Origin of the sequence: Pseudomonas lundensis, from assembly GCF_001042985.1 — a bacterium.
Classification (GTDB): Bacteria; Pseudomonadota; Gammaproteobacteria; order Pseudomonadales; family Pseudomonadaceae; genus Aquipseudomonas; species Aquipseudomonas lundensis.
The window spans coordinates 49917-69139 of record NZ_JYKY01000024.1 but is presented as its reverse complement, the minus strand read 5'-3'; the positions used below and the strand labels follow the sequence as shown (position 1 = coordinate 69139).

Annotated in this window: 12 protein-coding genes; 5 read left to right on the top strand and 7 right to left on the bottom strand. The window is 61.9% G+C overall.

The window, feature by feature from the left end; all coding sequences use genetic code 11:
- Positions 1–95 precede the first annotated feature (95 nt).
- From accC to TU74_RS17750, 6 genes are all read right to left on the bottom strand, one after another.
- A complete protein-coding gene (accC, locus tag TU74_RS17775) occupies positions 96–1454 on the bottom strand; it encodes an acetyl-CoA carboxylase biotin carboxylase subunit (RefSeq protein WP_047273215.1) in 1359 nt (452 codons plus the stop codon).
- Positions 1455–1471: 17 nt separating this feature from the next.
- Positions 1472–1933 (bottom strand): acetyl-CoA carboxylase biotin carboxyl carrier protein, encoded by a 462-nt coding sequence (gene accB / locus TU74_RS17770; protein WP_047273216.1) that lies wholly within the window; start codon positions 1931–1933, stop codon positions 1472–1474.
- 25 nt (positions 1934–1958) lie between these two features.
- Complete coding sequence (gene aroQ, locus TU74_RS17765; protein WP_047279992.1) at positions 1959–2414, bottom strand: type II 3-dehydroquinate dehydratase; 456 nt, start codon at positions 2412–2414, stop codon at positions 1959–1961.
- A 118-nt stretch (positions 2415–2532) separates the two neighbouring features.
- Complete coding sequence (locus TU74_RS17760) at positions 2533–4305, bottom strand: protein-disulfide reductase DsbD (RefSeq protein ID WP_048377200.1); 1773 nt, start codon at positions 4303–4305, stop codon at positions 2533–2535.
- A gap of 114 nt (positions 4306–4419) precedes the next feature.
- Positions 4420–6381, bottom strand: coding sequence for a methyl-accepting chemotaxis protein (locus tag TU74_RS17755; protein WP_048377199.1), 1962 nt, complete (start codon positions 6379–6381; stop codon positions 4420–4422).
- 53 nt (positions 6382–6434) lie between these two features.
- Positions 6435–8105, bottom strand: coding sequence for a GGDEF domain-containing response regulator (locus TU74_RS17750; RefSeq protein ID WP_048377198.1), 1671 nt, complete (start codon positions 8103–8105; stop codon positions 6435–6437).
- A 285-nt stretch (positions 8106–8390) separates the two neighbouring features.
- Here TU74_RS17750 and TU74_RS17745 point away from each other — a divergent pair, with 285 nt between their 5' ends.
- From TU74_RS17745 to speA, 4 genes are all read left to right on the top strand, one after another.
- Complete coding sequence (locus TU74_RS17745) at positions 8391–9458, top strand: DUF2333 family protein (RefSeq protein ID WP_048377197.1); 1068 nt, start codon at positions 8391–8393, stop codon at positions 9456–9458.
- A gap of 3 nt (positions 9459–9461) precedes the next feature.
- Positions 9462–9995, top strand: a complete 534-nt coding sequence (locus TU74_RS17740) for an NUDIX hydrolase (RefSeq protein WP_047275205.1) — start codon at positions 9462–9464, stop codon at positions 9993–9995.
- A 231-nt stretch (positions 9996–10226) separates the two neighbouring features.
- Positions 10227–10598 carry a translation initiation factor Sui1 gene (locus tag TU74_RS17735; RefSeq protein WP_047273222.1) on the top strand — a complete coding sequence of 124 codons (372 nt, stop codon included), beginning with the start codon at positions 10227–10229 and terminating at the stop codon, positions 10596–10598.
- Positions 10599–10815: 217 nt separating this feature from the next.
- Positions 10816–12732 (top strand): arginine decarboxylase, encoded by a 1917-nt coding sequence (gene speA / locus TU74_RS17730; protein ID WP_047273223.1) that lies wholly within the window; start codon positions 10816–10818, stop codon positions 12730–12732.
- A gap of 68 nt (positions 12733–12800) precedes the next feature.
- On the opposite strand, the gene TU74_RS17725 is transcribed toward speA, so the two are convergent.
- Positions 12801–14150 (bottom strand): MATE family efflux transporter, encoded by a 1350-nt coding sequence (locus TU74_RS17725; protein WP_048377196.1) that lies wholly within the window; start codon positions 14148–14150, stop codon positions 12801–12803.
- 138 nt (positions 14151–14288) lie between these two features.
- On the opposite strand from TU74_RS17725, the gene TU74_RS17720 reads away from it, so the two are divergent.
- Entirely contained in the window at positions 14289–19181 is a 4893-nt protein-coding gene (locus TU74_RS17720; RefSeq protein WP_048377195.1) for an alpha-2-macroglobulin family protein, read from the top strand.
- Positions 19182–19223 lie beyond the last annotated feature (42 nt).

Genomic DNA, 19223 nt, shown 5'->3' with positions numbered 1-19223 from the left:
GGCCTGAATCAACCGTGTAGTCGGGTACCCAAAAACCTGGTGGCCCAGACACAACAAAGCCGCTCGAAAGCGGCTTTGTTGATCAGGAATCAAACTTACTGGTTAGCCAGTTTGTGTTCCAGGTAGTGAATGTTGACGCCGCCTTTGCAGAAGCCTTCGTCATTCACCAGGTCGCGGTGCAGCGGGATGTTGGTTTTGATCCCGTCGACCACGATTTCGTCCAGGGCATTGCGCATGCGTGCCATGGCTTCGTCACGGGTCGAGCCCCAGGTGATCAGCTTGCCGATCAGGGAGTCGTAGTTGGACGGAACCTTGTAGCCGCTGTACAGGTGCGAATCGACGCGAACGCCGTTGCCGCCCGGCGCGTGGAAGTGCTTGACCATGCCAGGGCTTGGCATGAACGTCGCAGGGTCTTCCGCGTTGATCCGGCACTCCAGGGAGTGGCCGTGAATGTTCACGTCATCCTGGGTGAAAGACAGCTTATTGCCTGCCGCAATGCTCAACATCTCTTTAAGGATGTCGATACCGGTGACCATTTCGGATACCGGGTGTTCTACCTGCACGCGCGTGTTCATTTCGATGAAGTAGAAACGACCGTTTTCGTACAGGAACTCGAACGTGCCCGCACCCCGGTAGTTGATATCGATACAGGCTTGAACGCAGCGTGCCAGTACTTCCTGGCGGGCTGTTTCGTCGATGCCCGGCGCCGGTGCTTCTTCCAGGACTTTCTGGTGACGGCGCTGCAGCGAGCAGTCGCGGTCGCCCAGGTGGATCGCGTTGCCCTGGCCGTCGGAAAGCACCTGAACTTCCACGTGACGCGGGTTGGTCAGGTATTTTTCGAGGTAGACCATCGGGTTGCTGAACCAAGCGCCCGCTTCTTCACGGGTTTGCTTGGCTGCTTCGATCAGGTCTTCTTCACGGTTGACCACGCGCATGCCGCGACCACCGCCGCCGCCAGCGGCCTTGATGATCACCGGGTAGCCGACTTCGCGGCCAATGCGCAAGGCGGTTTCAGGGTCTTCGGGCAGCGGGCCGTCGGAGCCTGGCACCGTGGGAACGCCCGCCGCGATCATGGCGTGCTTGGCCGATACCTTGTCGCCCATCAGGCGGATGGTGTCAGCTTTCGGGCCGATGAACGCAAAACCGGATTTCTCGACCTGCTCGGCAAAATCGGCGTTTTCCGCCAGGAAGCCGTAGCCCGGGTGGATCGCCGTGGCGCCGGTCACTTCGGCTGCCGCGATGATGGCCGGGATGTGCAGGTAAGACAGGTTGGCTGGTGCCGGCCCGATGCAAACGGTTTCGTCTGCCAGGCCCAGGTGCATCAGTTCCTTGTCAGCAGTGGAGTACACCGCGACGGTCTTGATGCCCAGTTCCTTGCACGCCCGCAGGATGCGCAAGGCGATCTCGCCGCGGTTGGCGATGAGAACTTTTTCCAGCTTCTGAGGCTTCAACATCGTTGGCTCCCCGTGGTTCAAACGATGGTGAACAGCGGTTGGTCGAACTCAACCGGCTGACCGTTTTCTACCAGGATGGATTCAATAACACCGGCTTTTTCAGCCTGGATGTGGTTCATCATTTTCATCGCTTCCACGATGCAGATGGTGTCGCCGACCTTAACGGTCTGGCCCACTTCAACGAACGCTGGCGAAGTAGGCGACGGGGTGCGGTAGAACGTACCGACCATTGGCGACTTGACCACAAAACCGTTCAGTGTTGGCGCAGCCGGTGCGTCAACTACGGTGGCTACCGGGGTCGCGGCAACAGGAGCAGCGGCAGCCGGCGCTTGCATTGGAGCCGGTGCGTAGAACTGCTGAGCAGGAGTCTTGCTGTGACGGCTGATGCGTACGGACTCTTCGCCTTCTTTAATTTCCAGCTCGTCGATGCCGGACTCTTCCAGCAATTCGATCAGTTTCTTAACTTTACGGATATCCATGAATCGTCAACTCCCAGTGGGTCGGTCAGGGGCGTTTAGCTTGTAGTTCAAGCTGTTCCAGGGCGGCCTCCAGGGCCAGTCGATAACCGCTGGCGCCAAGGCCGCAGATCACACCTACCGCAACGTCGGAGAAGTAGGAGTGATGGCGGAAAGGTTCGCGTTTGTGCACGTTGGACAAATGCACTTCGATGAATGGGATGCTCACCGCCAGCAGCGCGTCACGTAATGCCACGCTGGTGTGGGTAAAAGCAGCCGGGTTGATCAAAATAAAATCCACGCCTTCATCGCGTGCGGCATGGATGCGATCGATCAATTCATACTCGGCATTGCTTTGCAGGTAGAGCAAATGGTGACCGGCCTCGCGGGCCCGTAGTTCGAGATCCTGATTGATCTGCGCCAGCGTTGTGGCGCCGTAGACGCCCGGCTCGCGGGTGCCTAGCAGGTTCAGGTTGGGGCCGTGCAGCACCAGAAAGGTCGCCATCTGCTTTTCCTTGTTATGTCAGTGCGGGGCGACTATGCCGAAAAGCGTAAACGCTGTCCAGTTACCTGCAATAGCCAGCACGATGCCCGATGTTCACGCAAAGTTTGTGACTCAGGCTTTAAATCTGGTCATTTGCGTTAGCGACACGTTCGGCGAAGTCCGCGGCATTGATCTCGCCGATGACCCGTTGGTCACTGATTTCGCTGCCATTTTTGCCAAAGAACATCAGCGCCGGTGGGCCGAATAATTGATAGCGGTCGAGCAGGGCACGTTGCTCGGGGTTACTGGCCGTGATGTCAAAACGCACCAGCCGATAACCGCTGAGCAGATCCAGCACGCGCGGGTTGTTCAACACCTCATGTTCGATGACTTTGCAGCTGATGCACCAGTCGGCGTACCAATCCAGCAACACCGGCTGCCCTGCGGCCTTTGCCTCGGCCAGCGCCGCGTCCAGTTGGGCCGGGGTGTTGACGGTCTGCCATTGGCGGGTGGTGGTGTCGGCACGCTCGTCGAGGGTGACAGGCGCGGGGCTCGCCAGAGGTTTGAGCGGATCGCCTTGCCCGCTCAAGGCGCCGTACCAGCAAAAGAGCGCATACACCAGCAGGAACAGGCCCAGCAGTTGCGCCAGGCGCTGGCGCGGCGATTTAAAGGCAAACTCCAGCGTGCCCAGAAACAGGCTGACCCCGGCCGCCAGAAAACCGATCAACAGCAGGGTGGCCGGGCCCGGCAGCACCCGGCTGAGCAGGCCCACCGCCAACCCCAGCAACAACACGCCGATGGTGTTTTTCACGGTCACCAGCCACGGGCCGCTTTTGGGCAGCCACGCCGCCCCGCCCGTCGCCACCAGCACCAGCGGGGTGCCCATGCCGAGCCCCAGCACCAGCAGCTTCAGACCGCCGCCCAGCGCATCGCCGCTGGCGCTGATGTACAGCAACGCACCGGCCAGAGGCGCCGATACGCACGGCGAAACCAGCAAGCTGGACACCACGCCCAGCACCGCCGCGCCCCACAGCGAGCCGCCTTGAGTGTTATTGGCCACACGGTCCAGGCGATTGCTGATGGCGCGTGGCAGTTTGAGTTCGAACACCCCGAACATCGCCAGTGCAAACACCGCAAAAAACAGCGCGAACGGCACCAGAACCCACGCCGATTGCAGGCGCGCTTGCAGGTTGAGCTGCGCACCGAACAGTCCCATCAGGGCGCCGAGCAAGGCAAAACAGGCCGCCATGGGCAACACGTAAGCCAGCGACAGGCTGAAACCGCGCCAGCCGCCCACTTGGCCGCGCAGCACCACGCCCGACAGAATCGGCAGCATCGGCAGTACGCACGGGGTAAACGTCAGGCCCAGGCCCGCAAGGAAAAAGATCGCCAGTTCACGCCAGCTCCAGGCACTGGCGGGCGCGTTTGATGCGTCAACTGACGCGGCGGGCGTGCCTTCGATGGCCAGGCGCACGGTTTCGGGCGGGTAGCACAAGCCCTTGTCGGCGCAGCCCTGATAGGTCACGACAAGCGTGAAGGCGCGTTGAGCATCGGCCGGGCGCGGCACGTCCACGTCGACAATGCCGTGATACACCTGCACATCGCCAAAATACTCATCATGCTTGGGTTCGCCGGGCGGCAGTTGCACCGGGCCCAGGGTGATATCGGCGGGGTCGGTTTTGAACGCAAAGCGGTGCTGGTACAGGTAGTAACCGTCGGTCGGCACAAAACGCAGCTTGATGTTCGTGGGCGTGCTTTCGATCAGGTTGAGCTTGAACGCCTCGCTGACCGGCAGAAAATCGCGGCTGTTATTCACGGCGCCCAGCGTAGCGCTGGGGCGGTTGTCCAACAGTCCCGCGCCCATGGCGGGCACGGCGACGAGTAAACACAAAAGCAAAAACAGGCGGCGCATAGTGATCTCGCTAATCAAACGTGCGCGCATGATAGCGGAGTGAGAAACGCTGTGCCGAGCGGGGCTGACCGTTGACGGGGAGCGGCGGTATCGCAACCATCCACGCGCCCGGCATCACACCCGAAACGCCTGCACCGCGGCATTCAACTCGCCCCCCAACACCAGTAAGCGCTCACCTTGCTGGCGACCCTGGCTAATGCGTTGCAAATTGTCGTCACCCAACTGATGAATGCGTTCACTGTGATCGCGTATTTCACTGACCGCGCCGCTTTGTTGAGCAGTGACGTCGGCAATGCGGATGGCGGTGTCGGAGATGGTGGCTATCGCCCCGACGATTTCATCCAGCGCGCCATCGGCGGCTTGCGCCTGCCGGGCGGTGTCCCGGGCATGTACGACTTGGGCGCGCATGCCTTCGACTGACTGGCGCGCGGCCGTTTGCAGCCCGCCGATCAGGGTTTGAATTTCGCCGGTCGCCCCTGCTGTGCGTTGGGCAAGCGTGCGCACCTCTTCGGCGACCACTGCAAACCCGCGTCCCATTTCACCGGCACGGGCCGCTTCAATGGCGGCGTTGAGCGCCAGCAAGTTGGTCTGATCGGCGATGGCGCGAATCACCGTCAGCACGCCACCGATGGTGGCCGACTCTTCGGCCAGTTGCTCGATCATTTGCGCGTTGCCTTGCACTTCACCCACCAGTGCATGCAGCCCGGTCAAACTTTGACCAATGACTCGCTGGCCTTGGGCAACCGCTACCCCGGCACTGCGGCTGGCATCGGCCGCCTGACTGGCGTCGCCCGCCACTTGTGAAATGGTCGCTTCCAATTCACCCAGGGCGTCGCGGATTTGCGCCGTATCGCCTGCCTGCCGCTCGGCGCCGCTGTGCAAACCGTTGCTCACCTCGGCCAGCGCCTCACTGCTGCCAGCCACCTGTTCGGCGTTGACGCGCAAGGTGCCCACCAGATTGACCAAGTAATTGCGCAGGCGATTGAGCGAGGCCTGAATGTCGTGCAGTTCGCGATTGGTTTTGCCCAACTGAATGTCGCGGCTGAAATCCCCTTGTGCCCAGGTCGACAGCATCGGCACCAGGCGGGTCAACACGTTGGCCAGTCTGCGCTGTAACGTGTCGATCAGCAGTGCGATCAGCAGAATCAGGCCAATCATCGCGCCCTGAATCAGCCGCACTTCGCTTTGAATCTGGCCGTGTTCAGCGCGCACTGCCGGCTCCAGTCCGGCGATGGCTTGTTGCACTGCGCCCAGCTTTTCATGCGTGGCGTCAGCCAGTTGAGCGCGTTGTTCGATCTGGCTGCGGGTGCGTTGCAACTCGGCGGGGTAGCGGCTCAGCAGGTTGTTGAGTTCACGTTTGAGGGGGATGCCAGCGTCTTCGGTCGCGCCCGTCTGTTCCGACTCAAGGCCCATCAGTGCCGCGAAATCGTCACTGGCCGAGGCGCTGTTGGCGCTGACCCCCAGCAAAGGCAGCGCCTCGATGGTCTGCGCTTGCGCACGCATGTTGTCCAGCTCGCGCGCCACGTCCGCCGCCAGCTCACTGCGCCCGCTACTGACCAGTTTGTCGCGGCTTAAAGAGAGTTTTGCCAAGTGTTGGGAGGCATTGAGCAGCGGCACCAGATAGGCGTGGGCGTCGGGGCCGCTGGCTTGATTGGCATACTGGCTGAGTTGCTCCAGAGTGGCGCCCAGCTCCCGTTCGGCCTGCAACAGCAACGCTTGCGGGTCACCGGCCAGTTTGCCAGCGGCCAGCAGTTCGTTGCCACTGTACGTGCTCAGGCGTTCGAGGCTGGGGCGCAAGGCCTCGGCCAGCGCAACCGGGAGCGGGGTCAGTTCGTTTTTCAGCGTGTTGAGCGCGGTCGTGGCATCGCTCAGGCGCAGGGCGTCGCCGCTGGCCAGGTAATCATCAATATTGCGCGCCACCTGATTCTGGAACTGCTGGGACAGGCTCAAGTAGCGTTCCATCAGTTGAAACGGCCGTTCAAGCGCGTGTTGCGACCACGCCAGGGTGGCGCCGAGGGCGAGGCACACGGCGACCAGCAACAGGGTGTTGAGGTTGGTAAGCAGCTTCAGGCGCATCTGGGATTTTGCCTACGACGCAATGAGAAGCGGCTGAAGTTATTGCACGTGCGTTACAGCGATGTGACGGGATTCGGCAATTTGACTGAAATAGTGGCAATTTGCCTTGTTGGGTGGAAGCGCTCGATCCGGTTGCGCCCGTTGTGCTTGGCGCGGTACAGGGCTTCGTCTGCCTGAGACGCCATGACCAGGCCGTCTGTGTCCTCTTTGAGTTCCACCACGCCCGCGCTGAAGGTGCAGCATAAATCTGTGGGTTGGGCCGGGTAATGAATCTCCGAGAAGCGCTCGCGGATGGTGTTCAACACCGCGTGGGCCGCTTCCTGATCGGTGTCAGGCATCACAATGGCAAACTCTTCGCCGCCATAGCGCCCGATGAAATCGGTCTTGCGCAGACGCTGTTTGAGGAACAGCGCCAGGCTTTTGATCACCCGGTCGCCCATGGGGTGGCCGTAGGAGTCGTTGACCCGCTTGAAATGGTCAATGTCGATCATGGCAAAGCTCAGCGAGCGACTTTCGCGGCGGGCGCGGAAGGTGCAGTCTTCGAGCAGTTGCAGAATGTGCGTGTGGTTGTATAGGCCGGTCAGGCTGTCGCGCACCATCCGCGCCTTCAAGTGCCGTGCCCGGGCGGCGCGGTTGCGCACGGTGGTAATCAGGTGCCGGGGCTTGATCGGTTTGGTCAGGAAGTCGTCGCCGCCCTCGCTCATGGCGTCCAGTTGCTTGTCCAGGTCATCTTCGGCCGACAGGTAAATGATCGGCACGCTGACGTAGCGATCATTGTGGCGGATCACCTTGGCCAGCTCGGTGCCGGTGCAGGCGGGCATGTACATGTCGAGGATGATCAGGTCGGGCTGGAAGTCGGCCAGTTCGGCCATGGCCTGAATCGGCTCGATCAGGGTGCGGGTCACGATCCCGGCGCTGTTGAGCAGCCGTTCGGTGTGCAACGCCTGAGCCCGGGAGTCATCAATGATCAGCACTTTGTACGGTTCGTACTGCGCGACGCAGGTCAGTACCTCGATTTTTTCCATCAGGCTGGAGGCTTCGAGGGTGCCGGTCAGGAACTCCTGCCCGCCCGCGCGCACGGCGGCCAGTCGGGTGGGGGTGTCGGTTTCATGCAGGCTGAAAAACAGCAGCGGCAATTTTTGCTCCAGCCCCTCCTGCGCTTCGGCGGCCAGCAGCAGGCCATTGCTGGTGCCACTGAAATCCACGTCCATCACGATCGCGCAGGGTAGGCGTTCGGCCATGGCGCTGCGAAAGGCATTCACGCTGGGCAGCGATTGCGCGCCCAGGCCGAAAAACTCCAGTTGCTTGGCCAGTCGCTCGGCCCGGTCATGGTCCTGTAGCAGGATGTACACCGGCTTGCGCAGCGGTGGCAGAAAGGTGTGATCCAGCTGGTCGCCGTGGCGCAGACCGGTACGCGACAAGCGCTGCATCAGGCGGTTGAGTTCTGTAATCAGCGTACTGCTCAGGCGCCCGCGGTTGGCCTCGACCTGCTGCAAGGCCTGGCTGATGGCGCGGGCCAGTTGCGAATGCTCGGGCTGCTCGAAGCGTGCGGCAAACCGCAGCAGGCGCAGGTTGGCGTCGCTGAGTTCCGCGAGGTCTGAGGGGGCCCATTCATTGCCCTGTAAACGTTGCCAGATCTCAAGAATTTGACGTGCCTGATGGATGACCCGCTGGGCAAAGTGGTTCTTGAGGCGCTCGCGGTTCGGGTCTTCTTGCTCGGTCATATCCAGACTGCTTCGTGAGTGGGGCATGCTGAGGTTCGACTAGTGGCTCTATGCTAGCAGCTCTTTGGAAATGCACGAGCCCTCACACGAAATTAACGTTGGCCGGTTACATTTAGGCGTTGAGATCCTTCTGTGAGGGGCGCGAGCGTGGTTTATAGTGGCCGCCGCCTGTTGCCAGCGCCTTGTTGCAGATCAACCGTCAGGCGATTAAAAACAGGCATATAAGGCACGATGGGTTAGGGTTGTGGTCGAACCGTTGAATTCAGTAATCGAAAGGATATAGCCATGCTGGACTGGAAAAAACGTGAGGGCAGTGCCCGCGAGTCGGTCAAGGAGACCAGGACAGAGCCGCGTGGCTATTTCAAAAGCATCTTGCTGAGCCGCTCCATTGCCACCCTGGTGGGTGTGTATGTGCTGGTGTGCCTGGGGCTCGGCTGGTACTGGAGTCAGGAGCCGGATCTGTTCCCGGTGCAGCAAAACGCCCAGCAGGCTGCCGAGCGCGAAGGCAAGCAAATGGTGCCGGGCTTCACCACCGTCGAAACCCTGAAAACCGTGGCGGGCACGTTGCTCAACAAGCCGGGCGGTTACCTGTCCAATGACCGTTTCCCGCCGGGCCTTGTGCTCGACAACATTCCGAGCTGGGAATACGGCGTTCTGGTGCAGGTACGCGACCTGACCCGTGCCCTGCGCAAAGACTTTGCCCGCTCCCAGTCGCAGTCGGCTGAAGACGCGGATCTGGCCAAGGCCGAGCCGCGTTTCAACTTCGACAACAAGAGCTGGATGCTGCCGTCCAGCGAGTCTGAGTATCAGGAAGGCATCAATTCCCTGAGCCGCTACCAGGCTCGCCTGTCTGACCCTAATCAGAAAAACGCCCTGTTTTACGCCCGTGCCGACAACTTGAACAACTGGCTGGGTGACGTGGGTACACGTCTGGGTTCGCTGTCGCAGCGTCTGTCGGCCAGTGTGGGTCGGGTCAAACTCAATAGCGCGCTGAAAACCGAATCCCTGCAACCGGGTCAGGTGCCGGTGGTTGACGAAGAAGTCGTCGAAACCCCGTGGATGCAAATTGACAACGTGTTCTATGAAGCGCGCGGTCAGGCCTGGGCTTTGTCGCACCTGTTGCGTGCCATCGAAGTCGACTTCGCGGACGTGCTGGCCAAAAAGAACGCAACCGTCAGTGTTCGCCAGATCATTCGTGAGCTGGAGGCCGCTCAAGAGCCGGTCTGGAGCCCGATGATCCTCAACGGCAGCGGCTACGGCATGCTCGCCAACCACTCGCTGGTCATGGCCAACTACATTTCCCGCGCCAACGCGGCGGTCATGGACCTTCGTCAATTGCTCTCACAAGGTTAAGTGATGGCCATTTCACCCCGGGAGGCCGCCCACCGCGCGGCTTCTGACGCCGAGCAAGTCGCTTGGGTCGATCGCGAAGACCGGCTGCTGGGCAGTTTGCCCCGTGCCGAGCTGCGTGAACGGGGGGAAATCGGGCGGGGCACCTTCATTTTGTTGTTCAACTCCTCCGGCGAGCTGTGCGTGCATCAGCGCACGATGAGCAAGGCGCTGTACCCCGGTTACTGGGACGTGGCGGCGGGCGGCATGGTCGGGGTGGACGAAACCTATGCCGAGTCGGCAGCCCGCGAGCTGTACGAAGAGCTTGGCGTCAGCGGCGTCCCGTTGACGGCCCATGAGCGCTTTTACTTTGACTGCCCGGACAACCACCTGTGGTGCGCCGTGTTCTCGGCGGTGTGGGACGGACCGTTGCACGTGCAGCCCGAAGAGGTCCAGCAAGCGTGCTTCATGCCCGTGGCGCAGGCCTTGCGTTTGAGTCAAACCCAGCCGTATTGCCCGGATTCACTGGCGGCGCTCAAGCGTTATCTCGACAGCGTCTGAACGCAGTCGCCTCCCTCGTCAGCGACCCCGAGCGATACACAACATTTGCGCCGATTGGCTCTTGGGCACTGGCGAATTTGCCGTTACACTGCGCGACCTTTTTCAAGCTCAAGCGGCATTCCCGTCTGAGTTGCGCTGCCCCTGCCAGAGTGGGGCTTCGCGGTCGGTATCCCATGGCGCTCCCGCGCCTTGCACCGGCCAATTTTTTGTCCTCCATCTAGAGGATTGCCGGTGGCCAAAAAAGCCGCATCCTTCGCCGCCCTTGGTGGCCTGGTATTTTCCACCGACGCAGGTCGTCACTGTCCGGACTGTCGCCAGCCGGTGGACGCCTGTACCTGCAAACAGACCCGCCTCCCCGAAGGTGACGGCATTGCCCGCGTGCGTCGCGAAAGCAAAGGCCGCGGCGGCAAAACCGTGACCACCATCACCGGTGTGCCGCTGGCTGAAGACGCGCTCAAGGAGCTGGCCACCACGTTGAAAAAACGCTGTGGCACCGGTGGCGCGTTGAAAGACGGCATCATCGAGATCCAGGGCGATCACGTCGACCTGCTGCTGGCCGAACTGGTCAAGCAGGGGTTCAAGGCCAAAAAGTCCGGCGGCTAGCAGCCTCTGTGAAAACCACCGTTGAGCGCGCCTGTTGCCCTGTCGGGCTGACAGTGAGGGCTTGACCATGGTTTTCACAGAGCCTGTTATGACGGGTTTCTAAACTCCGCGCTGTTGCCAGGGTCTACCTTGCACAGACGAATCGTCACTTTCACGCCTTAGACTGCGCCAGCCTGGTTTCAGGTTGGGCTATTTGACTTATATATAGGGGACTTCGATGTCCGTACGACGCACACGCAAAGACGATGGCAGCCAATGGACAGTTGCGGACAGCCGCAGCGTTTATGGGATCCGCCATTGGGGGGCCGGGTATTTCGCGATCAATGAAGCCGGTCGCGTAGAAGTACGTCCGAACGGCCCGAACAGTTCGCCCATCGACCTGTACGAGCAAGTTGACGAGTTGCGCAAAAGCAGCGGTCTGTCCTTGCCGTTACTGGTGCGCTTTCCCGATATCCTGCAAGACCGTGTACGCCAGCTGACCGGCGCGTTCGATGCCAACATCGAGCGTCTGGAATACCAGAGCCAGTACACCGCGCTGTACCCGATCAAGGTCAACCAGCAAGAGGCCGTGATTGAAAACATCATCGCCACCCAGGACGTGTCGATCGGCCTTGAAGCCGGTTCCAAGCCCGAACTGCTGGCCGTGCTGGCGCTGGCCCCCAAAGGCGGCACCATCGTCTGCAACGGTTACAAGGACCGCGAGTTCATTCGTCTGGCGCTGATGGGCCAGAAGCTGGGCCATAACGTGTTCATCGTGATCGAAAAAGAATCCGAAGTGGATCTGGTCATCGAAGAAGCGGCATCGCTCAAGGTCAAGCCGCAGGTCGGCCTGCGCGTGCGCCTGTCGTCCCTGGCATCGAGCAAATGGGCAGACACCGGCGGCGAGAAATCCAAGTTCGGTCTGTCGGCGGCGCAGTTGCTGTCGGTGGTCGAGCGTTTCCGCGCGGCCGGTCTGGATCAAGGCATCCGCTTGCTGCACTTTCACATGGGTTCGCAGATCGCCAACCTGGCCGACTACCAGCACGGCTTCAAAGAGGCGATTCGCTACTACGGCGAACTGCGCAACCTCGGCTTGCCGGTTGACCACATCGACGTGGGCGGCGGTCTGGGCGTGGACTACGACGGCACGCACTCGCGCAACGCCAGCTCGATCAACTACGACATGGACGATTACGCCGGTGTGGTGGTGGGCATGCTCAAAGAGTTCTGCGATGCGCAGAGCCTGCCGCACCCGCACATTTTCTCCGAGAGCGGCCGCTCGTTGACCGCACACCACGCCATGCTGGTGGTGCAGGTGACCGACGTCGAGAAGCACAACGACGACGTGCCGGTGATCGAGAACAAAGAAAGCCTGCCCGAAACCGTGCAGTGGCTGATCGACCTGCTGGGCCCGACCGACATCGAGATGGTCACCGAAACCTACTGGCGCGCCACCCACTACATGAGTGACGTGGCTGCCCAATACGCCGATGGCAAGATCAGCCTGGCTGAAAAAGCCCTGGCCGAGCAGTGCTACTTCGCCGTATGCCGTCGCCTGCACAACTCGCTCAAGGCGCGTCAGCGTTCGCACCGTCAGGTGCTGGACGAACTCAACGACAAGCTGGCCGACAAGTACATCTGCAACTTCTCGGTGTTCCAGAGCTTGCCGGACACGTGGGCAATCGGCCAGGTGTTGCCGATCCTGCCGTTGCACCGCCTGAACGAAGAGCCGCTGCGCCGCGCCGTGCTGCAAGACCTGACCTGCGACTCCGACGGCAAAATCAAGCAATACGTCGACGAGCAGAGCATCGAAACCAGCCTGCCAGTCCACAGCCTCAACGAAGGCGAAGACTACTTGCTGGGCATCTTCCTGGTGGGCGCCTATCAGGAAATTCTGGGTGACATGCACAACCTGTTCGGTGATACCGACTCGGTGAACATCTACCAGAAAGCGGACGGCAGCGTGTACCACGCCGGTATCGAGACCCACGACACCATCGAAGACATGCTGCGCTACGTGCACTTGTCGCCTGAAGAGCTGATGAACCACTACCGCGACAAAGTGGCCAGCGCCAACATCAGCGTCAAAGAGCGCACCCAGTACCTCGACGCCCTGCGTCTGGGCCTGACCCGTTCGTCCTACCTGTCTTCGTAAGCCGTTCGAAGCCAGACACAACGCCGCCCTCGGGCGGCGTTTTTTATGTGCGCGCAATCACCCCGAGTTCACGCGTTGGGGTTGAACCACTGGTCCTTGCGTTGCATCGCCCAGGCATAGGCCGCCAGCGTCAGGCTGCGCAGCACCATGAACAACAGAAAACTGATCCACAGCCCGTGGTTGCCCAGGCGTTGCATGGCCCAGGCGACGGGCAGGGCGAGGATCACGCTGATGACCATGGCGTTGCGCATTTCGCGCGCGCGGGTGGCGCCGATAAACAGCCCGTCCAACAGGTAACTCCAGACGGCAATCAGGGGCAGCAGCGCCAGGTACGGCACGTAGTGAAAAGCGGTTTCGCGCACACTCGGGATGTCGGTCTGCATCTCGATAAACAGATGCCCGCCGAACAGGAACAACACCGCAAAACCTGCGCTGGCGATCAGCGACCAGCCACTGGCCACTACCATCGAACGGCGCAGGGCGGTCCGGTCCCGGGCGCCAATGGCATGACCGCACAGGGCCTCCACGGCATGGGCCAGGCCGTCCAGCGCATGGGCCGCCAGCAGCAACCCGTTGAGCAGCAGTGCGTTGGCGGCCACGGTGGCATCGCCCAGGCGCGCACCTTGCAGGGTGATGAGGAAAAACACCGATTGCAGCATCAGGCTGCGGATAAAAATGTCGCGGTTGACCCCCAACAGCGGCTTCCAGTTCTGCCATACGCGTAACGCCTGCCACATCACCCTGCCCGGAAACCGTCGCAGCGCGCCGCGTGTTAGCCACAGCCCGAGCAGTGCGCCGCTCCACTCGGCAATCACCGAGGCGCGGGCGGACCCGACCACCCCCCAGTCCAGCCCCAGGACAAACCAGAGATTGAGCGCGATATTCACCAGGTTGGTGGTGAGCAAAATCCCTAGCGGGGCCCGCGCGTTTTGCGTGCCCAGAAACCAGCCCACCAGTGCATAGGTGGCCAGCGCGCCGGGCAGGCCAAACAGGCGGGTATAGAAGAAATCCAGCGTCAGTTGGTGCAACTCGGGAGAGGGCTGCATCACGGTCAGGGCCAGGGAGCTGAACGGCAGTGCGATGGCCCCTAAAAACAGTGAGAGCAGCACACTGAGCAGCAACCCCTGCAACAGGATCTGGCGCAGCGCCGTGCCATCGCCCCGCCCGGCCGCCTGGGCGGCGAAGCCCGTGGTGCCCATGCGCAGAAAGCCCATCATCCAGGCCAGAAACACATACAGGCTGGCGCCCACGGCAACGGCGCCCAACTGATGCGCGTGGGGCAAGTGGCCGATGACGGTGCTGTCGACCAGCGCCACCAGCGGCACGGAAATATTGGACAAAATCATCGGCGCCGCCAGCGCCCACACCCGGCGATGGGTCAGGCGGTCGCGCCAGTCAGCAAGTAGGGAAAACGACATGCAGGCTCCTTGAGGGAGCGGCATTGTAGCCGAAGCGGCCTTCCCTCAGCCCCTTTGCTCCGTGAGACGGCCGGGGTGAGGGGGCGTGGGGATTTGTTATATAGTCGTGCCCTTCATTGCCTAGCCAACGAGTACACCATGCTTAACAAAGGACTGTTCCTGGCCTGCGCACTGGCACTGCTGAGTGCGTGTGATGCTTCCTCTCCCGGCAACCCTCCTGCGCCATCGGCGGCGGTTGGCACGCAAGCGGCCAAGCCTGTGCAGGATGTCAAAGCCCTCGCTGAACGCTACGCGGGGCGCGAGTTGAGTGTGGTGGATGTCTCGGAAGTGCAAGTGGACGGCGCCAGCACCTTGTCGGTGAGTTTTTCCGTGCCGCTGGACCCGGATCAGCCCTTTGGCGAAAAACTGCATCTGGTGGATGCCACCTCCGGCAAGGTCGACGGCGCCTGGGAGCTTTCCGACAACCTGATGGAGCTGCGTCTGCGTCACCTTGAGCCGCAGCGCAAACTGATCCTCACCGTCGACCCCGGCCTGCGCGCGGTCAACGATGCCGAACTGGCCGCCGAGTACGTCAGCCGCCTTGAAACCCGTGACCTGCAACCCACCGTCGGGTTTGCCAGCCGCGGCACGCTGTTGCCGACGCGACTGGCTGAAGGCTTGCCCGTCATCGCGCTCAACGTCGATAAAGTCGATGTGGAGTTTTTCCGCGTCAAACCTCAGTCCTTGCCTGCATTCCTCAGCCAGTGGGGCCGCAACAGCAGCCTGCAAAGCTATGAAGCCAAAGACCTGCTGGGCATGGCCGATCTGGTCTACGGTGCCCGGTTTGACCTGAACCCGGCCCGCAACACGCGTGAAACGGTGATCTTGCCAACCTCCGGCATCAAGCCCTTGCAGCAGCCGGGCGTGTACCTGGCGGTAATGAAAGCCTCCGGCACGTACAACTATTCAACCCCGGCCACGCTGTTCACCCTCAGTGACATTGGCGTTTCGGTACACCGCTATCAGAAACGCCTGGACGTGTTCACGCAGGCGCTCGAAGGTGGCAATGCGCTGGGCGACGTGGCGCTGGAACTGCTCGACGGCAAGGGCAAAATGCTTGCCCAGGGCACGACCGACAAAGACGGCCATGCCGAACTGGCCCTGCCGCCCAAGGCCGAGGTGCTGTTGGCGCGACAGGGCGATCAGACCAGCCTGTTGCGTTTGAATACCGCGGCGCTGGACCTGGCCGAGTTCGACATCGGCGGGCCGCAGGCGCATCCGTTGCAATTCTTCGTATTTGGACCGCGTGATCTGTACCGTCCCGGCGAAACCGTGCTGCTCAACGCCTTGCTGCGCGACCGTGATGGCCATCCGGTCAAGCCGCAGCCGGTCAGCGTGGAAGTCCGTCGCCCGGACGAGCAGGTCAGCCGCAAGTTCGTGTGGGAGCCCGATGCTGCCGGCTTCTATCAATACCCGCTGCAACTGGCGGGCGAAGCCCCCACCGGGCGCTGGCAACTGGTGTTCGACCTGGGGGACGGCAAGCCACAGCTCTATGAATTTTTGGTGGAAGACTTCCTGCCCGAGCGTCTGGCACTGGAACTCAAGGGCAGCGATACGCCGCTGCGTCCCGATCAAACCGCCGACATCCACGTGAACGGCCGCTACTTGTATGGTGCCCCCGCGGCCGGGAACCGCTTGAGCGGTCAAGTGTATGTGCGTCCCTTGCGTGAGGCGGTGAGCGCATTGCCGGGGTATCAGTTCGGTTCGGTGACCGAAGAAGAACTGACCCAGGACTTTGAACTGGATGAAAGCGTGCTCAACGCCCAAGGCGAAGACACCCTGCATCTGGAGAGCAAATGGAGTGACGCCAAATCGCCGCTGCAACTGATTGTGCAGGCCAGCCTGCAAGAGTCCGGCGGTCGGCCGATTACCCGTCGACTGGTGCAACCGGTGTGGCCTGCCGAGCGACTGCCGGGGCTGCGCGGCCTGTTCGACGGTACGGAAACCGATGGCGACGGCCCGGCTGAATTCGAGGTGCTGATTGCCGATGACGCAGGCAACAAGCTGGCGGCTGATAACGTCAACGTGCGGCTGGTGCGCGAGCGTCGGGACTACTACTGGAACTACTCGGACAACGACGGCTGGAGCTACCACTACAACGAGAAGTTTTTGAACCTCGGCGAACAAACCGTGAGCTTCAAGGCAGGCGGCACGGCCAAGGTCAGCTTCCCGGTGGAGTGGGGCCCGTATCGGGTTGAAGTTCAAGACCCGAAAACCGGTTTGATCAGCAGCCTGCGCTTCTGGGCGGGTTATCAGGCGCAGGACAATGCCGAAGGCGGCGCCGTGCGTCCCGATCAGGTCAAGCTGGCGCTGGATAAAGCGGCCTACGCCGAGGGCGAAACAGCCAACGTTACGGTCTCGCCACCGGCGGCCGGCAAAGGGTATTTGCTGGTTGAAGGCAGCGACGGGCCGCTGTGGTGGGAAGAAATTGACGTCCCGGCCGAGGGCAAGACCTTCGCCGTCAAACTGGACCCGCGCTGGGCACGCCACGACCTGTACGTCAGCGCGCTGGTGATTCGTCCCGGCGAGCGCATAGCCAACATCACGCCAAAACGGGCCGTGGGTGTGCTGCACCTGCCGCTGGACCGCACGCAGCGCAAACTGGCGCTGACCCTGGATGCCCCGCAGACCATGCGCCCCAAGCAGCCGCTGAAGGTCAAGGTGCAGGCTAAAAACGCCGACGGCAGCGTGCCCAAGGACGTGCATGTCCTGCTGGCGGCCGTGGATGTCGGGGTGTTGAACATCACCGATTACCCGACGCCCGACCCTTACGCCAGCCTGTTCGGTCGCAAGGCTTATGGCGCTGACCAATTGGACATTTATGGGCAACTGATTGAAGCCGGGCAAGGCCGTTTGGCCAGCCTGGCCTTTGGCGGTGACGCAGGGCTGGCCAAGGGCGGCAAGCGCCCGGCCACCAGCGTCACCATCGTTGCCCTGCAAAGCGCCCCGGTGACCCTCAACGAACAGGGCGAGGGTGAAGTCAGCCTCGACATCCCCGACTTCAATGGCGAGTTACGCGTAATGGCCCAAGCCTGGACCGACGACCGCTACGGCATGGCGCAAGCCAAAACCGTGGTCGCCGCGCCGCTGGTGGCCGAGCTGGCCGCGCCGCGCTTCATGGCGGGGGGCGATGAGACCCGGCTGGCGCTGGACCTGTCCAACCTCACGGCCACGCCGCAAACCCTTGAAGTCCACTTGAACGCCGAAGGCCAACTGAACCTGTCGGGCCTCAGCAGCCAAACACTCACCCTCAGCCCCGGCCAGCGCAGCACCTTGCAGGTGCCAGTCAAAGCGCTGGGTGGCTACGGCACCGGCAAGCTGACCGTCACCGTCAAAGGCCTGAATCTGCCCGGCGAGACGCTGGCGCCCTTTACCCGCGAATGGACGCTGGGGGTACGTCCGGCCTACCCGGCGTTGCTCAAGCACTACCGCGCCGTGCTCAACGATCAGCCATGGACGTTGCCAGAGGGCGAGCTGCAAGCCTTCGAGCCGGCGGGGCGTGAAGCCCTACTCAGCCTGTCGAGCCGTCCGCCGTTGAACCTGGGCGAGCAGATCCGTGCGCTCAAGGCGTATCCGTACGGATGTTCCGAACAGACCACCAGCGGTCTGTACCCGGCGTTGTATGCCGACGCGGCGTTGCTCAAGCGGCTTGGCCTGGAAGGCGAGCCGGATGCCGACCGCAAGCGCAAAATCGAGCTGGGCATCGAGCGCCTGCTGGGCATGCAGCGCTACAACGGCAGCTTTGGCCTGTGGGGCGCAGACGGTCAGGAAGAGTACTGGCTGAGCGCCTATATCACTGACTTCCTGCTGCGCGCTCGCGATCAAGGTTATGCCGTGCCGCCTGATGCACTGAAGAAAGCCAGTGAACGACTGCTGCGCTACACCCAGGAGCGCAACCTGATCGAGTCGGACTACAGCGATAATCTCGATCACACCCGGTTTGCCGTGCAAGCCTACGCCGCCATGGTGCTGGCCCGCAGTCAGCAGGCGCCGTTGGGTGCCTTACGCAGCCTGTTCGAACGCCGCAGCGATGCGCGCTCCGGTTTGCCGCTGGTGCAGCTGTCGATTGCCTTGCAGAAGATGGGCGACCAGCCTCGTGCCGATCAAGCCCTGGTCGCCGGTCTGGCCGTGACCCGCGCAGCCGATCAATGGCTGGGTGATTACGGCAGCTCGCTGCGCGATCAGGCGCTGATTCTGGCCCTGCTCGAAGAAAACAACCTGATGAGCGGCCAGCGTGAAGCCCGAGTATTTGCCCTGTCGGATCAGTTGGCGGCGAGCCAGTGGCTGTCGACTCAGGAGCGCAACGCGTTGTTCCTCGCGGGCCGGGACTTGCTGGACCAGCCTGAACAACCGTGGACCGCGCAACTGGTCAGTGGCAGCCAGACCCGTGAGCTGAACCCGGCTCAAGCCGGTCTCAAACTGGAAGGGCCGTTACTGGCGTCGCCTTTGAGCCTGCGCAATGAAGGCAGCGTGCCGGTGTACCAACAGCTGACGATTTCGGGTTATCCACAGCACGCGCCGCCTGCGGGTGGTGAAAACATGAGTATTCGCCGCGATTACTTGGGCATGAATGGCGAACCGCTGAACCTGAAAAACCTGCAAAGCGGCGATCTGGTGCTGGTGCACCTGGCTGTCACTGCCAAGCAGCGGGTGCCGGACGCGCTGGTGGTTGACCTGCTACCGGCGGGGCTGGAGCTTGAAAACCAGAACCTCGGTCAAAGCGCGGCCAGCCTTGAGAACGCCAGTAGCCAGGTCAAACAATGGCGCGAGTCCATGCAAAACGCGGGCGTGCAGCATCAGGAATACCGCGATGACCGTTACGTGGCTGCGTTGAATCTGGAAGGCTACGGCACCACGCACCTGTTGTATCTGGCGCGGGCCGTGACGCCCGGCACTTACCGCGTGCCGCCACCGCAAGTGGAGTCGATGTACCGCCCGAACTGGCAAGCCGTGGGCGAGACGCCCGCAGACATGGTGATCAAGGGCCGGTGATGCACGAAGCGAGGCTGGTGGGGGGGCAGCGACGGCGCCCCC